The organism is Arenibacter antarcticus (assembly GCF_041320605.1).
Classification (GTDB): domain Bacteria; phylum Bacteroidota; class Bacteroidia; order Flavobacteriales; family Flavobacteriaceae; genus Arenibacter; species Arenibacter antarcticus.
The window spans coordinates 2,645,763-2,661,399 of the sequence record NZ_CP166679.1 but is presented as its reverse complement, the minus strand read 5'-3'; the positions used below and the strand labels follow the sequence as shown (position 1 = coordinate 2,661,399).

General features: G+C 41.9%; 12 protein-coding genes. 4 read left to right on the top strand and 8 right to left on the bottom strand.

Annotation, left to right across the window (positions count from 1 at the left end; genetic code table 11):
* Positions 1 to 46: 46 nt before the first annotated feature.
* Together kynU and KCTC52924_RS10865 are read right to left on the bottom strand one after the other, a co-directional pair.
* Complete coding sequence (gene kynU, locus KCTC52924_RS10870; RefSeq protein ID WP_251809227.1) at positions 47 to 1,309, bottom strand: kynureninase; 1,263 nt, start codon at positions 1,307 to 1,309, stop codon at positions 47 to 49.
* Positions 1,310 to 1,385: 76 nt separating this feature from the next.
* Positions 1,386 to 1,850 (bottom strand): GNAT family N-acetyltransferase, encoded by a 465-nt coding sequence (locus tag KCTC52924_RS10865; protein ID WP_251809226.1) that lies wholly within the window; start codon positions 1,848 to 1,850, stop codon positions 1,386 to 1,388.
* Positions 1,851 to 1,891: 41 nt separating this feature from the next.
* On the opposite strand from KCTC52924_RS10865, the gene KCTC52924_RS10860 reads away from it, so the two are divergent.
* Complete coding sequence (locus tag KCTC52924_RS10860; protein WP_251809225.1) at positions 1,892 to 2,533, top strand: O-methyltransferase; 642 nt, start codon at positions 1,892 to 1,894, stop codon at positions 2,531 to 2,533.
* Positions 2,534 to 2,599: 66 nt separating this feature from the next.
* On the opposite strand, the gene KCTC52924_RS10855 is transcribed toward KCTC52924_RS10860, so the two are convergent.
* The 6 genes from KCTC52924_RS10855 to KCTC52924_RS10830 all read right to left on the bottom strand — a co-directional run bounded on the left by KCTC52924_RS10855 (position 2,600) and on the right by KCTC52924_RS10830 (position 8,502).
* On the bottom strand, positions 2,600 to 3,157 hold the full coding sequence (locus tag KCTC52924_RS10855; protein ID WP_251809224.1) for a phosphatase PAP2 family protein: 558 nt from the start codon (positions 3,155 to 3,157) through the stop codon (positions 2,600 to 2,602).
* 1 nt (position 3,158) lies between these two features.
* Positions 3,159 to 3,440 (bottom strand): twin-arginine translocase TatA/TatE family subunit, encoded by a 282-nt coding sequence (locus tag KCTC52924_RS10850; protein WP_251809223.1) that lies wholly within the window; start codon positions 3,438 to 3,440, stop codon positions 3,159 to 3,161.
* 201 nt (positions 3,441 to 3,641) lie between these two features.
* Positions 3,642 to 5,951, bottom strand: coding sequence for a M1 family metallopeptidase (locus KCTC52924_RS10845; RefSeq protein ID WP_251809222.1), 2,310 nt, complete (start codon positions 5,949 to 5,951; stop codon positions 3,642 to 3,644).
* A gap of 58 nt (positions 5,952 to 6,009) precedes the next feature.
* Entirely contained in the window at positions 6,010 to 6,519 is a 510-nt protein-coding gene (locus KCTC52924_RS10840; protein WP_251809221.1) for a DUF6702 family protein, read from the bottom strand.
* Between the two features lie 334 nt (positions 6,520 to 6,853).
* Positions 6,854 to 7,678: a hypothetical protein gene (locus KCTC52924_RS10835; RefSeq protein ID WP_251809220.1), complete on the bottom strand. Its 825-nt coding sequence runs from the start codon at positions 7,676 to 7,678 to the stop codon at positions 6,854 to 6,856.
* A 65-nt stretch (positions 7,679 to 7,743) separates the two neighbouring features.
* On the bottom strand, positions 7,744 to 8,502 hold the full coding sequence (locus tag KCTC52924_RS10830; protein WP_251809219.1) for a carboxypeptidase-like regulatory domain-containing protein: 759 nt from the start codon (positions 8,500 to 8,502) through the stop codon (positions 7,744 to 7,746).
* A 224-nt stretch (positions 8,503 to 8,726) separates the two neighbouring features.
* Here KCTC52924_RS10830 and pepE point away from each other — a divergent pair, with 224 nt between their 5' ends.
* The 3 genes from pepE (at position 8,727) to KCTC52924_RS10815 (ending at position 15,223) form a co-directional block, all read left to right on the top strand.
* On the top strand, positions 8,727 to 9,419 hold the full coding sequence (gene pepE, locus KCTC52924_RS10825) for a dipeptidase PepE (RefSeq protein WP_251809218.1): 693 nt from the start codon (positions 8,727 to 8,729) through the stop codon (positions 9,417 to 9,419).
* Between the two features lie 438 nt (positions 9,420 to 9,857).
* Positions 9,858 to 14,051: a hypothetical protein gene (locus KCTC52924_RS10820; protein WP_370671458.1), complete on the top strand. Its 4,194-nt coding sequence runs from the start codon at positions 9,858 to 9,860 to the stop codon at positions 14,049 to 14,051.
* 23 nt (positions 14,052 to 14,074) lie between these two features.
* Complete coding sequence (locus KCTC52924_RS10815) at positions 14,075 to 15,223, top strand: gliding motility-associated C-terminal domain-containing protein (RefSeq protein WP_251809425.1); 1,149 nt, start codon at positions 14,075 to 14,077, stop codon at positions 15,221 to 15,223.
* Positions 15,224 to 15,637 lie beyond the last annotated feature (414 nt).

Below are 15,637 nucleotides of genomic sequence, written 5' to 3'. Positions count from 1 at the left end.
TTTCTCACATCTCATTACTCACCTCTCATTACTCTGTACTAGGTCTTCATTTAATTCCCGATTTCAATATCTGGCCGAAATGGAACATATCTACGTAGGAACAATAAAAAGGTGCGGGTGCCAAACGAATTACATTAGGTTCCCTCCAGTCAACAATAACCCCATTATCCATTAAATACTTAAACAATTCTTTCCCCTGACCGTGCAAAAGCACAGAAAGCTGACAGCCCCTTTCCTTAGGGGTAATAATTTGAAATGTGGCATTGGTTTCCTTCCCTATTTCTTGAAGTATAAATTCCAAATAGCGCACAATAGTGTCCCTTTTTTTGATCAATGCATCCATTCCCACTTCCTCAAACATTTCCAAAGAGGCCAGATAAGGTGCTAAGGAAAGTACTGGGGGATTGCTTATTTGCCATGCATCGGCATTTTCCATGGGCTGGAATTCTGGTTCCATTAAAAATCGGGTTTCTTTTTTTGTTCCCCACCAACCCTCTAGTCTAGGGATATCCTTCCTATCTAAATATTGTTCGTGTATAAAAACTCCGGAGGCATTTCCCGGGCCACTATTCATATATTTATAACTGCACCAAGCGGCAAAATCCACTCCCCACTCATGGAGATTCAGGGCTACATTACCGGCACCATGTGCCAAATCCCACCCCACCATAGCACCTTGCTCTTTGGCTACCTTTGTTATTTGTTGCATCTGAAACACCTGTCCGTTGTAATAGTTGACACCACCAATAAGGACAAGGGCTAATTCTTCACCGACCTCCTTAATTTTTTCCAGGACATCCTCTGTTCGCCAAAAATGTTCCCCTACCCTCTTTTTTAAAGTAACAATGGCATTATCGGGATCTAGGCCATGAAATTTCACCTGGCTATTCATCAAATACTGATCGGAGGGAAAAGCCTTTTCCTCACAAATTATCTTAAATCGTTTTGGGGTGGGCCTATAGAAGGATACCATTAAGAGATGAAGGTTTACGGTAAGCGTGTTCATTACCGTAACTTCTTGGGTCTTTGCACCCACCACTTTTGCCATTGGCGCCGCCAAGAGTTCGTGATAGTCCCACCAGGATTTTTTAGCATGAAAATGGCCTTCTACAGCCAGTTCCTTCCAATCGGACATTATTTCATCAATATAACTTTGCGTTCTTTTAGGCTGCAGACCCAAGGAATTTCCTGTAAAATAGATGACCTCCTTGCCGTTTACCTTCGGAAAATAAAACTCGTTGCGGTATTTAGCCAAAGGATCTACAGCATCCAATTGTTGGGCAAACTCCAGGGAATTCTGAAAAATCATATCCTATTTTTAGTTCAAAAATACAATTTACCAAGGCATTCCGTTTATACTTAGGCAAACTATCCCATATTTTTCCTTAACCTACGTTCACCCTCATTTCTACTATATGCTTTTTAAACCCTACTTTTTGGTAGGCTCTTATGGCTGGCGCATTATCATTGTACACTGTAAGTCTTACTTCAGTAATTCCCTTGGATTTTGACCATTCCAACAAAGCCTCTACAATAGCTTTGTTTACTCCTTTCCCACGATATTCAGCATCGGTATACATAAACCCTAAATACGTAAACTTCTTATGGTCTAAATACGGTTTAGCATCTCGTATAAGCCCATATCCCGACCCCACCACTCTGGAGTTGAACTCTGCCAACAGAACTAAGGCAGTATCTGCTAGGATCAGTTCCTGTAGGTCGTAATAGCTAATAGGATCCCTTTCCAAGGTTTCATCAAACGGTCTTTCCGCTCCAATTATTTCCTGTTCAAAATTTTTCAATATTCTTAAATCGGCCAAGGTGGCCGTTCTTACCGTAAATTGTCCCATGATCCTTATATTTGGAGTCATAAATATACAACCTAAAACGCATGCATTTTTTATCGACAATTTTGGAACAATATATTACGGACCATTCTCAATCGGAACCGGAAATACTTCAAAAACTTACTAGAGAAACCCATTTAAAGGTAATCCAGCCCAGAATGATTACAGGGCACTTTCAGGGTCGTGTGCTTAGCCTATTGTCTAAAATAAAGGCTCCAAAAAACATCTTAGAAATCGGCACTTATACCGGGTATTCTGCAATTTGCCTAGCCGAAGGTCTTACAAGTGACGGATCGCTGCATACCATTGACATCAATGAGGAATTAAACGGTATGCAACGCCGGTTTTTTCAGGAAAGCGGTTATGGTGACCAAATTTTTCAGCATACTGGAGATGCATTAAAAATAATTCCGACGCTAGATATGGTATTCGATTTAATCTTTATTGATGCGGAGAAGGTTAGCTACGACCTTTATTTTGAGGCTTGTATTAAAAAATGCCGACCTGGAAGCATTATTTTATCTGATAATGTGTTGTGGTCTGGGAAGGTAGTGGCACCTTTAATCGCCAAGGATAAGGCTACAAAGACCCTAATAGATTACAACAGAAAATTAAAGGAAGACCCAAGAGTAGAAACTGTACTCCTTCCCGTTAGGGACGGACTCACCCTAAGTAGGGTAGTTTGATGAATGTTGGAAATAAGATTTTAGATGGGAGACGTGAAAAAAGAATTACTGAAGCTTGAAGACCAGTTACTCCGAAACAACAAATTTTCTTTGGTAGATTCGATAAAAGAGGATGGCAAAAAAGACACCTACAGCGGCACCCACTATGAGGTCTATGGGATAATGCACACCCAGATAAATCCTGCTCACGGCAAAGGTAATTGGCCAAATAAAGAACAACCAACTCCACTTAAACCGATGTCTAAGGAAAAGGAATACTGAAGTAGTGATACTAAAGGAACTGGAGGCATGACCGGAAAAGAAACTGTATCCGGTAGGACTTTTTAATATTCTGATTAAGGTATTTATTTCTTCTGTGTTATTGGGCCGTAAGCGAGCCACAATCTCTTTGGTAATACCAGTAAGCATGGCTACAACCGCTAGTGTAAGTATTACGGTCCCTATTACCCAAAGGGCTTCCTTTTTGGTATATTCTTTAAAAACAAGATAGATAAATAGTAGAAATAGTGGGATCCAAGTAGAAAAATTGGTCGCTATAGACCAAAAAACATCATAATCCTCAAGGCCCAGGCTATTTAGGTAAATAAAAGCATCCCGGTCCCATTGTAATAGCTTCTCGAGCATATTACTTTCTTTTGATAACGCCAGTTACCTCTTTTACATTCTCCTTAACCTTGTTGATCTCCCCTTTAATATCATCGGCGATACTGGTATCTATACCCTGCTTATCAGCGCTTTTCTGAATTTCTTGTTTAATATCCTCTGTGGCATCCTTCAACTGACGCATTCCCTTACCCAATCCTTTGGCTATTCCAGGAATTTTATCCGCACCAAAAACCATTACCACGATAAACATGATAAAGAATATTTCGGCGCCGCTAATAAATAGAATTATTGTGCTAAACATAAGACAAATATAATGAGAAGTTTTTCAGCTACATAAAAAATATGGTTAACTTTTTTTCACCCCCACAGACGCGTGAATACGGGATTAAAAGTTGGATAAAGACTATTATACTCGATTTCTCAAATACAAAAAACAATCCCTATCAATTTCCAAGCAACAAATCTACCTTGATTAAAGGGAGATTTGATGCTTGGAAACTATTTATTTTCCATCTATTTTTTCCTTAAACATATCAAAGTCGGATTTTGTTTCTTTGATGGGCCATGAATTATTGGTCACATCAATATCTGCGGTCTCCGCCTTTGGATCTACGACAATACCAGTCAATTCTTTTTCAGATGCAATTACACGACTCACTTCTTGATCGTTCATCCTCCAAATTTCAGCGGGGTAGGTAATATTCTCCTGAGACCCATCAGCATAAGTGTATTCTACGATCAATGGCATAGGTATTCCCCCCGGTTTTTCAAAAGTAACCTCATAGAAATATTTAGGCTCTTTTACTTTGGCGCGTTCCTCTGCAGTAAGGTTGTCCATCATATATTCCTGTAACGATTGAGAGTTTTCCGAAGCCGATTTCCCTATCAAATTGGGATCGTGATCCTCACTGCCCTCTTCGGCTAAAAACACCAAGGGTCGCAAGTCTTCCAATTTAATATTCCTCGCTGCCATATATTCCTTCATTTTCTTGGTAGGCTTATCGGATACAAAGTATTTTTTAACCTCTTTGACCCCTATATCCACATAATCTGTAGTATAGAACCAGGCCCTCCAGAACCAATCCAAGTCTACTGCGGAAGCGTCTTCCATTGTTCTGAAAAAATCTTCTGGGGATGGATGTTTAAACATCCAACGTTTTGCATAGGTTTTAAATGCATGGTCAAACAGCTCCCTGCCCATTACAGTTTCTCTAAGAATATTTAAGGCCGTCGCAGGTTTTCCATACGCATTGTTCCCCAATTGATACACATTTTCCGGATTGGACATGATAGGCGAAATGGTACTTTGATCCCCTGCCATATAATGTACTATTTTGGAGGGTTCTCCCCTACCGGAAGGATATTTGCTATTTGGGGCAATAGCCTCTGGATAGGCTTCACCAAACTCCTGCTCTGCCACATATTGTAAAAATGTATCCAGACCTTCATCCATCCAACCCCATTGGCGCTCATCGGAATTTACGATCATGGGGAAAAAGTTATGCCCCACCTCATGTATGATCACGGAAATCATTCCATATTTTACTCTATCGGAATAGGTGCCGTCTTCATTAGGCCTTCCATAATTCCAACAGATCATAGGATATTCCATTCCCTGGTTCTTAGCGTGTACGGATATGGCCTTGGGATAGGGATAATCAAACGTATGGCTGCTAAACGATCTAAGGGTATGTGCTACCGCCTTGGTAGAATACTCTTCCCAAAGGGGATTCCCTTCCTTAGGATACATGGAAATGGCCATAACATCCTTACTGCCTATTTTTACTGCCTGCATATCGTAAATAAATTTACGAGAGGTGGCAAATCCAAAATCTCTTACATTTTCAGCTTTTAGCTTCCATGTTTTCTTTTTCGCAGAAAACCCTTTTTCTGCTGCTTCCGCCTCTGCTTGAGTAACAATAAGCACTGGTTTGTCATAGGATTTTTTGGCTTGTTGGTAGCGGCTTATCATTTCCTTACTGTACACTTCCTTCATATTCTGAAGCTCTCCTGTACCGTCTAGAATATGATCTGCTGGAACAGTAATATTAACTTCGTAGTTTCCAAAGGGAAGCGCAAATTCTCCATTACCCCAGAACTGATGGTTTTGCCAGCCCTCTATATCGCTATAAACTGCCATCCGCGGAAAGAATTGTGCAATTACATACGCCCTGTTCCCATCTTCGGGAAAATATTCGTACCCAGATCTCGCTCGGGAAATGGTATGATCTGGAATATTGTACCACCACTTAATAGAGAACGATACCTGCCCTTTACTATTTAGTGTTTGAGGAAGATCTATCCGCATCATGGTCTGGTTTATCGTATACGGCAAGGGTTTCCCTTTGTCATCTCTTACATATTCTATATTAAATCCCCCATCGAAGGGCTCGCTTAAATAGGTGTCGACAAACGTGTTCACCTGATCTGCCAAAGGCACACTTTGTCCATCGCGTAAAGGCGATTTTGAATCCTTGGCCCTAACGTTCTGGTCTAATTGCAACCATAAGAAGGTAAGATCGTCTGGGGAATTATTGGTATAGGTAATAGTTTCCGTTCCGTATATTTTGGCATTTTCATCGTCCAACTCAATGTCCATCTTGTAATCTGCTTGCTGCTGGTAATAGTCGGGCCCAGGAGCACCGGAAGCTGATCTATAAGTGTTTGGGGTGGCAAATTCTTCGTGGAGTTGTTTAAACTTGTTCTGGTTCAGATGACCGGATTGCCGCTCTTTTTTTACTTCTTGTTGCGCCATTGTAACTGCCGCAAACAAGAAAAATAGGGAAGCAAAAACATATTTAAGTTTATTCATGAAAAGGTATAATTAATTTGATGTGAAAAGTACTATAATTTCTAGGAATCGTTAATATTTACTCTAAGTTTAACATTCCCTTATTATTCTCGCGAATAAGGACATGACTCTTCTTATTACCACCTACAACAAAGTGTATTACATTCTTCTGATCCTCAAAAAGATCCATTAACACCTCATTTTGTACTTCTATAGATCGGGTGGACTCAATAGCCACCTCTGTCACCTCCAGATAGCAGATTGCAATATCATCTTCATATTGCTTTCCTAAAAACTTATAGGATGCATTCTCCCCGTTGATGGAGATCAAAAATTTAGACTTAAGGTATTTCTCGATATACATATCGGCCTGTGGACTTTCCATTTTTGTTCCCAGCTGGAGTTTTGTCTCATAGCGTTCTTGTAGCACACGGTCAAAATCGTCTATAAAAATCCGAGTAGTTATCTGAAGCGCCCTATCCTTTTCGGAATACTCCACCTTACTAACACTAAGGTAAAACTTATGTACGGCAGTAAACGCGAATAAGGGCAACAGCAGCAGTAAACAACTTTTCTTTATGATTCCCATACTATTTTAGTCTGATGCAAAAATAAGCAAAGCCCAAATATAAAGTAGTGTCGAAGGTCAAATGTCGAAGGTATGTTTATCGATACCCATTGATAGTTGATCATTAGGATAGGATTTAATACAATGCCCAGTCTCCAGAATCCCAATACTATCATTACCTAATTGCGCAATAGCCTAATCTTAAGCAAGTAATGATTTTGTGTTTTTGATTGCATTTTCTCAAATTTCCATAAAGATACCAAGCTTATGATAGCTAATGTTCGTGTTCTCGGGCCCGCCCGAAGGAGGGATGAACTTAATACTCAATACTTTGTACTTAATACTTAACCCCACATCACTCCAACCCATTATTCTTGCGATACACTCTGCTCTTTTGCTCCATAAAGCCCCATACTTTAAAATCATCCTGACTATCCACTGCCCTGATAAAATCTGGATCCACCTCACAGAAATACAAAAAATCCTCTATCTTTTCTGCAGGTATTTTAAGTTGTAATACCATCAAACTATCGGCAAATTTGGTTCTTATATGTTGTACCTTATTATACCTTACATCCCTAGCCACTCTTTTTTTAAGCATTTTAGTCCTTCCTGTAATGGCATTTATAAGGGGATTAAAAGGTATACTGGTGAAGGTCCCTAATGATAAGGGTCCCATAGATGCCTCCCTCAACAACCTTTCACTTTGCATTAAGGGTTTTACATGGGCATTTGGAAGGCCAAGACTGGTAGCGGTTATGGGGCGTTCCACATTAAGGCGTCTCATATCTCTGCCCAGTTCTCCGGTTAGATTATAGGGCGTTACCACCACTTCGTCCAGAGCAATATTGGTTTCCACTAAACCAACGGAAATAAATTTACTCTCTAGGATTTCGGTTGAAACCACCACTATTTTTTTCTGGTACTGTACCGCCGAAAAAACCAGGGTATCACTTAAATGAATCACAATAGAAAAGAATCCATCAATATCGGTAATGGTGGCCTTTTTAGAAGTGGTATTCAACACATGGGTGGCCGCAACATCTCCATCGGAACTATAGACCCTTCCCTCCAAGGTTTTAGCACCAAAAGTCTGACCAGAAACTTGAGCAACCATCAAAAGGAAACTACCCAAGAACAGTTTTGTAAAAGTTTTGGAAAGTCCGAATTGTAATTCCATAGCCATTTTATCTATAAGCCCTATCACCCTGACACACAATACCACTTAAAGGAATTTTGAACAGTTTAATCTTTGGCATTTAGATTATCCAAATAGCTTTCGCTCTGTGTAACCAAGAAATCTATCAATTGAAATTCGTTGCGTTTTTGCAATAATTCCCTACCTGGGAGTTGCGTATCGCAATACAGTAGAAAATCGTCTATTTTATCTTGTGGCAATTTCAGGTCCACCACAAAAAATCTGTCGTCATACACCTGTCTCAGCACATCACTAACCTTTAGGGGCTCTCGTTCTTCAGTATCATCATCGCCTTTGGCAGCTAAAAGTAGTGCCTTAAAAATATTTACGAAATTAAGTCCGTTTACCATGCCCCTTTCGGCTTTGGAAAGGGAGATATTTTCCACGGCAGTAGATCGATCCGTTTCGTATTCATGTTCTTCCAAGAGTAATTCCTTGCTCTTTAACTGAAGAAATTTTTCCTGATTTTCGGGAGTGACCACCACCTCGTCTAGTTCGGTAACCTTCTCATTCACCTCAACAACAAGGCGATTATTGGCAAGTATCTCTGGCGTAATTTCAACCACCATAATCTGATAATTGACTGCGGTGAACACCAATTGGTCACCAGCTTTTACCTGGATCCCAAATTCCCCCTTGTCATTGGTAATGGTGGCCCTTTCGGTCTTGACGTTAATAACATTCTGATTGGGAACGTTTACATTTCTATAGAGCACCTGCCCCCTTAAATACTGACGGTCGTCGTCTTGGGAATACCCAAAGGCAACGGTAAATACGGTAAGCAATAACAGGATTATAAATCGCATATTTTTATTTAAAATTAGATAAATTAAGCTCGATATCGGGCTTTCCCGACAAAGAAATTGGAAAAAACCAAAAATGATTTAATATAAGATATAAAGAAATACTAAGTTAACCGCATTATAAAACTATTCTCCATTAAACTTTTGTTAATATAGCGCTAATGAGTACCCGAAATATATGATTTAAAAACAGATTGCAGTATTTTTAGAACGAATAAAATCTACCCATGAAAAAATTATTACTGGCCAGCACTTCTACCCTTTTTGGGCAATCGTATTTGGAATACCTCCTTACAGAACTGACAACTTTCTTCTCCCATACAGATACGGTTACTTTTATTCCTTACGCACGGCCAGGCGGTATTTCACATGACAATTACACAGAATTGGTGGCGATGGCTTTCTCTAAAATCGATAAAAAGGTAGTGGGACTTCATACTTACCAGAACCCGCTTGTCGGAATTGCAAAGGCCGATGCCCTGTACACTGGGGGCGGAAATACCTTTCTCTTGGTCCAACAATTGCATCGATTGGAATTGATGCAACCCTTAAAGCAAAAAATTGGCAGTGGCACCCCGTATTTTGGCACCAGTGCGGGAAGCAATATAGCGGGCCCCAGCATGAAAACCACAAACGACATGCCCATTGTGTACCCTTCCAGTTTTGATACCTTGGGGGTAGTAGACTTTAATTTAAACCCCCACTATTTGGACCCGGATCCCAATAGCACCCACAAAGGTGAAACTAGGGAGACTAGGATTCGGGAATTCCACAGTGTAGACCCTACGCCGGTAGTTGGACTTAGAGAAGGAAATTATATCCTTATTAACGGAAAACAAACTACCCTAAAAGGATCTGGGACCGCCCGCATCTTTGAAGCCGGAAAAACACCCTTCGAAAGTCTACAAATTCCATTTTAACACAGCGAACTCCCAATTCACCTAGTACTAAGGTATTTTGACTGATATAACTAGGTTTGTACAGAGATAATTTTATTTTTGTTAGCCCCCAGTATATCAGAATACCCGTTGATTATTGATCAACATAGACCACTGCTATTTTCGAATTAAGCACTAAGTTTTATGTACCTAGTATTGAGATTTGAGTAGTGAGTAGTGAGATTGGTCTGTGCCCTTGGCAGTAGGCACTTCACAATGAACAATAATCAATTTGAATTAAACAAAGTATTCAGTGGTTAGTTCAAATGAACGATAGTGAGAAGAACTTGCTCTTTGACTACTATTAATTTCAGTGTCGGAGATGGAGGTTTAGCAGAAGTCACATGGATTGGTACCTAGTATTGAGATCTGAGTATTAAGACACTCCGCGGCAAGGCGTGTCGCACTAAAAAATAGAAAATGAAACATCGAATTCTATTACTTTTCCTGCTATTTGGAATAGCGGTTCAGGCGCAGATAAAGATTGGGGACAACCCGCAAAATATTGACCCCAGCTCGGTTTTGGAGTTAGAAAGCACGTCTAGGGTATTGGTGATCACCCGGGTAAACACGGCTCAAATGAATGCCATAATTCCATCTGTTGGTGCTTTGGTATACAATACAGATGTACAATGTCTACATTATTATACCGGCGCGGCATGGACCAATGTATGTGATGCCGTGGCTGGCTCCCTATCTATTACTGCCGAAAATGGAACCATTGTTGTTACGCCAAATAACAATACTTATGAAATTAAAGTAGGACAGATAAAGGGAGAAAATATTGTGGATGCCACCATATTTGGTCAAGACCTTGCCAATGGCTCTATAACCCAGCCTAAATTGGCACTTAATTCTGTAGGGGCAGCGCAATTACGTGAGAATTCTGTAGGAGCTATGCAATTAATGGAAAATTCCGTGGGGACTCTAGAAGTTATTGATGGCACTATTCAGGCTGTGGATATTCAGCCCGGCGGCTTTAATCAATTATTGACCACCAGTGGGACAGGAGAGGTACTATGGGTAAACAAAGAAGAATTAGGGGCTACCATAGCGGACCAGGTTACCATTTCTGGCAAGGGCATAGCTGCAGATCCCATAAGAGTTGCTGATGTGGTGTTGCAAAGAATTACCTCCAATACCAATGCCCTTAACACTAAGGAAAATCTTTCCAATAAATCTCCAGATGTTAGTTTAGGAAATTCAGACCTTTTATACCCATCTCAAAGGGCGGTAAAAATCTATGTGGATAACCAAATCGGTGATCTTGGCGGGGCTGTAAATGACAATCAGAGATTATCTCTGAGTGCACAAAATATTTTAGCCCTTGAGCGTGGTGGCAATGTAAATTTAACTCCCTATGTGAATACGGACAATCAAACCTTAAGCAGGTCGGGCAATGAAATTTCTATTTCAGGCGGCAATACTATTGATCTTGGTGGACTTGGCGGCGGCGGCGGCGGCGGCGGTCCTGACAGAGCAATTATTGGCGTAGCACTCAACAACTCCAATTTGGTCTTTACCGGGGAAAATGGAGCCTTCACTGGTAACGTAGATTTATCAACACTGATAGGGAATGGTGCAGACGGTGTTATTTCTTCAGTAGCGCTAAATGGAACGGATTTAGAGTTCACGGGCAATGGTGGTGGATTTGGTGGTACAGTAGATTTATCTCAGCTCTCTGGAGGCGGCGACACTCCAGTAGAAGTAGATGGACTTACCATTTCTGGCTCAGGAATAGGTGGTGATCCCCTAAAAATTATACCTTCCAATGTATTTGGACAATTTTTAAGAACAGATCCAATTACCGGAGGTGTCATCTGGGATAATATGCCAGAAGGGACAGGCGGCGGAACCACCGTAAAAGCCGATGGTATTACCTTAACGGGAACCGGTAGTGATACCAATCCACTAAAAATTATATCTTCCACAACCTTAGGACAATTCTTACGAACCGATCCAACTAGTGGCGCTGTAGTATGGGCCGATTTGCCTGATGTCTCAGGTGGAATTCCAATATTGGTAGACAACTCAACAATTACCGGCGATGGAGAATCTGCCCAATTGCAGGTCATGGTTGGTGGAATCACCTCTACAGAAATTTTGGATGAGACTATTTTAAACGAGGATATTGGGAATGCAACTATCGAATTGACCAAAATAAGACCCTTAGCCACAAACCCCACAACAAACCAAATGCTTATAAACAGTACCGATGGGGAAATTAGATGGGCAGCAGTAAGTGCTGGCGGAGCTAATCAAGATTTGGCAGGTGTTTTAGCCACTGGCACAAGTGCTGGAAATAATCCAATTAAAGATTTACCTAACCCTACAGATCCCCAAGATGCAGCAACGATGGCCTATGTTGATGCCCAGGTGGGTAGTGGTGGCAGTTCCGATGGTGTAGTTTCTAATGTAGAAATCAACGGAACCAATTTAGATTTTACAGGTTCGGGAGGGGGGTTCAATGGTAGTATAAATTTATCGGGACTCTCAGGTGGTGGGGAAATCCCAGATAATGAATTAATAACAAATGCTGAGCTGATTGGGACCGACTTAATTATTACTGATCCAGGGCAAATTTGGACCATCCCATTAGCGAGTCTTGCAGGCGGCGGCGGATCCACAGAATTGGCAGACCAAATTACTATTATTGGGGATGGAACTGAGGATAATAAGTTTAGTGTAGGGGATGGAGCAATTACCACATCTCATATAAGCAACGGTGCAATTTTGGCCGAAGACTTAAACAACATGGGAGCCCTTGATGGGCAAATTTTAAAATGGGACATTACTGCAAATGCGGGCCTTGGTGGATGGATTTTAGCAGATGATCGTACGGACGGGACAGGTTTACCCAACTTATCCAATGGAACGTTCCTCATTGGCGATGCCTTAAACGATCCTCAGGAACGCACTATAAATGGAGATGCAACGATAGACAATGCAGGAGTTTTGACCATACAGGACGACGCCGTAACCGCCACTATGATAAATGCAAACGTGGCAGGGGCAGGAATAACCAAGAACCCAGTAACAGGGGCGCTCGAAGTCGACACAAACACTCTTACAGGTTCCGGGGATATCTCATCTACCGATATCACAGTGACAGGTGGCACCAATGCGGCGTTCGCCGACGTGACCCTCGAGATTGCTGACGATGCCGTAACCGCCGCTATGATAAATGCAAACGTGGCAGGGGCGGGAATAACCAAGAACCCAGGAACAGGGGCGCTCGAAGTCGACACAAGCACTCTTACAGGTTCCGGGGATATCTCCTCTACCGATATCACAGTAACAGGTGGCACCAATGCGGCGTTCGCCGACGTGACCCTCGAGATTGCTGACGATGCCGTAACCGCCGCTATGATAAATGCAAATGTGGCAGGGGCGGGAATAACTAAAAACCCTGGAACAGGGGCGCTCGAAGTCGACACAAGCACTCTTACAGGTTCCGGTGATATCTCATCTACCGATATCACAGTAACCGGTGGTGCCAATGCAGCGTTCGCCAACGTGACCCTCGAGATTGCTGACGATGCCGTAACCGCCGCTATGATAAATGCAAACGTGGCAGGGGCGGGAATAACCAAGAACCCAGGAACAGGGGCGCTCGAAGTCGACACAAGCACTCTTACAGGTTCCGGGGATATCTCCTCTACCGATATCACAGTAACAGGTGGCACCAATGCGGCGTTCGCCGACGTGACCCTCGAGATTGCTGACGATGCCGTAACCGCCGCTATGATAAATGCAAATGTTGCAGGGGCGGGAATAACTAAAAACCCTGGAACAGGGGCGCTCGAAGTCGACACAAGCACTCTTACAGGTTCCGGTGATATCTCATCTACCGATATCACAGTAACCGGTGGTGCCAATGCAGCGTTCGCCAACGTGACCCTCGAGATTGCTGACGATGCCGTAACCGCCGCTATGATAAATGCAAACGTGGCAGGGGCGGGAATAACCAAGAACCCAGGAACAGGGGCGCTCGAAGTCGACACAAGCACTCTTACAGGTTCCGGGGATATCTCATCTACCGATATCACAGTGACAGGTGGCGCCAATGCGGCGTTCGCCGACGTGACCCTAGACATTACCACTGGTGCAATTTCGAACGTACACATTTCTAGTGCAGCTGCCATTGCTGGCTCAAAAATAGCTCCAGATTTCGGGGATCAAAATATAGTTACAACAGGTGACCTCAGCGCTAAAGATATTACTGCAACAGGTCAATTTTATTCCAATACTGATACAATACCTTCAATCCCCGACTACGTCTTCCAAAAATATTTTAAGGGTTATTCGGATTTAAAAGAAGCTTATAATTTTAAAAGTTTGGCAGAGATTGAAGCATTTGTAAAACAGCACCATCACTTACCGGGAATCAAATCGGCAGAGGAAGTTAAACAAGATGGCTTTTGGAACTTAAGTGAGTCCAACCTGCAAAACTTGGAAAAAATTGAGGAATTGTTCCTACATACTATCGAGCAGGAAAAGAAAATAGATCAGCTTAAAAAAGAAAATCAATCCCTGTCTACAGCACTGCAGTCGCTTCGCAAGGACATGGAAGAAATAAAGGCCTTAGTACAAAAAAACAGTAGAAAGAACTAGCTATAATACATAGTTCCAAGAACATGAAAAGTATCATCTCCATACTCGCACTATTATTAGGTCTAGGGTTACAGGCCCAAACGGCCTTGTACAATAGTGGTAACATACGTATCCACGAGGAGGGGCAGATGGGATTCCATACCAATCTAATCAACAATGCGGCCTTTGACCAAAATTTGGGCTTGGCTGGCTTTTATGGCAGTACCGCCCTAGCCATATCCGGTGCTTTTATGCCTATTTTTTTCGATACCGAAATTGCCAACGATCAGGGAATAACCCTAGCGACAGGAATTGGCGTTACCAACAACACTAATTTTATCATCGGGAATATTACTACCCCAAGACTGCAGCAAGACGTTTACTATAACTTTCTGGACAATGCCGTTTATGTGGGCGAAACCGATTTCTCCAAAGTAGATGGTTATGTCACGGCCAATACGTTCCAAAATTTCGTTTTCCCAGTAGGCGACGCCACCCAGCTACGCCCACTTAGCTTAAACAGTAAAGGCACCAACACCTTTGCCAAATGTGCTTATTATAGGGACAATGTGGCCAACCCCACAGAATTTCCCCAAGGTTTTAATACCAGCCAAAAAGCCACTACCATTGGGGAAATCAGTAGTACAGAATTTTGGCATCTACAAGCCAATCTTTCCTCAACCATCCAGATTAGCTGGAATTCTAACAGTAATCTAGCTGCCCTTACAAACGATGTGGCAACCCTTATCCCTGTAGGGTGGAGTATTTCGGGAAAATCATGGGTCAACCTAGGGGCTAACTCCATAGTGGGCGACCTTAATCAAGGCTTCCTTATCTCGAACTACTTTGTGCCTTCAGACTATGCAGCAATCACCTTTGCCACCCAAGCCATCCCTAGTGAAATACTGACACTCAACAATTATTTGGTGACCCCAAACAGCGATGGGGTAAACGATTTCCTTTATATTGAGAAACTGGAACTCTCCCAAGATGATATGCTCCGAATCTTTGATCGCAATGGATTAAAAGTCTACGAGGAAAAGAACTACACTAACGGTTTTACTGGGTTTTCAAATATAGACAACCTCGTCATTAACCGTGAAGCGGGACTCCCCAACGGCATTTATTTCTACATCGTAAATATGAAGGACCTAGATCTGGACTATCAGGGATTTTTGTATCTGGAGAGGTGAGGTAGTACAAAGTATTTTAGGCAACTCAATCAGGTCCGAGAATAGGAAAACTATTTACTACTAGTTCCAGAGGCGGCGTATTAGAGGAAATAACCTCCTCCTAAACAGTAAGTAATTGCCAGTTTTAATGAATTATAGTGATAAGAGCACTAACAAGTAGTGGATCGCCCAACTCTAAAGAATGAGATTTCACAATTGCTGAGAAATAGGGATAGGGTGGACGAAAATTTAGTTGATGCATTCAATTAGATAATGCTATGAGATTTGGCTGTTTGAACGGGCCCGAACACAAACTTTATGTAACAAAACTTCATTGTGGTGATTTCGGACTAGAAATCACCATTTACAAATAGTAATGTATTCAACGGCCACTTCGACATGAAGTGTTTTCTTACACCGATTTAGAAGTCGCGC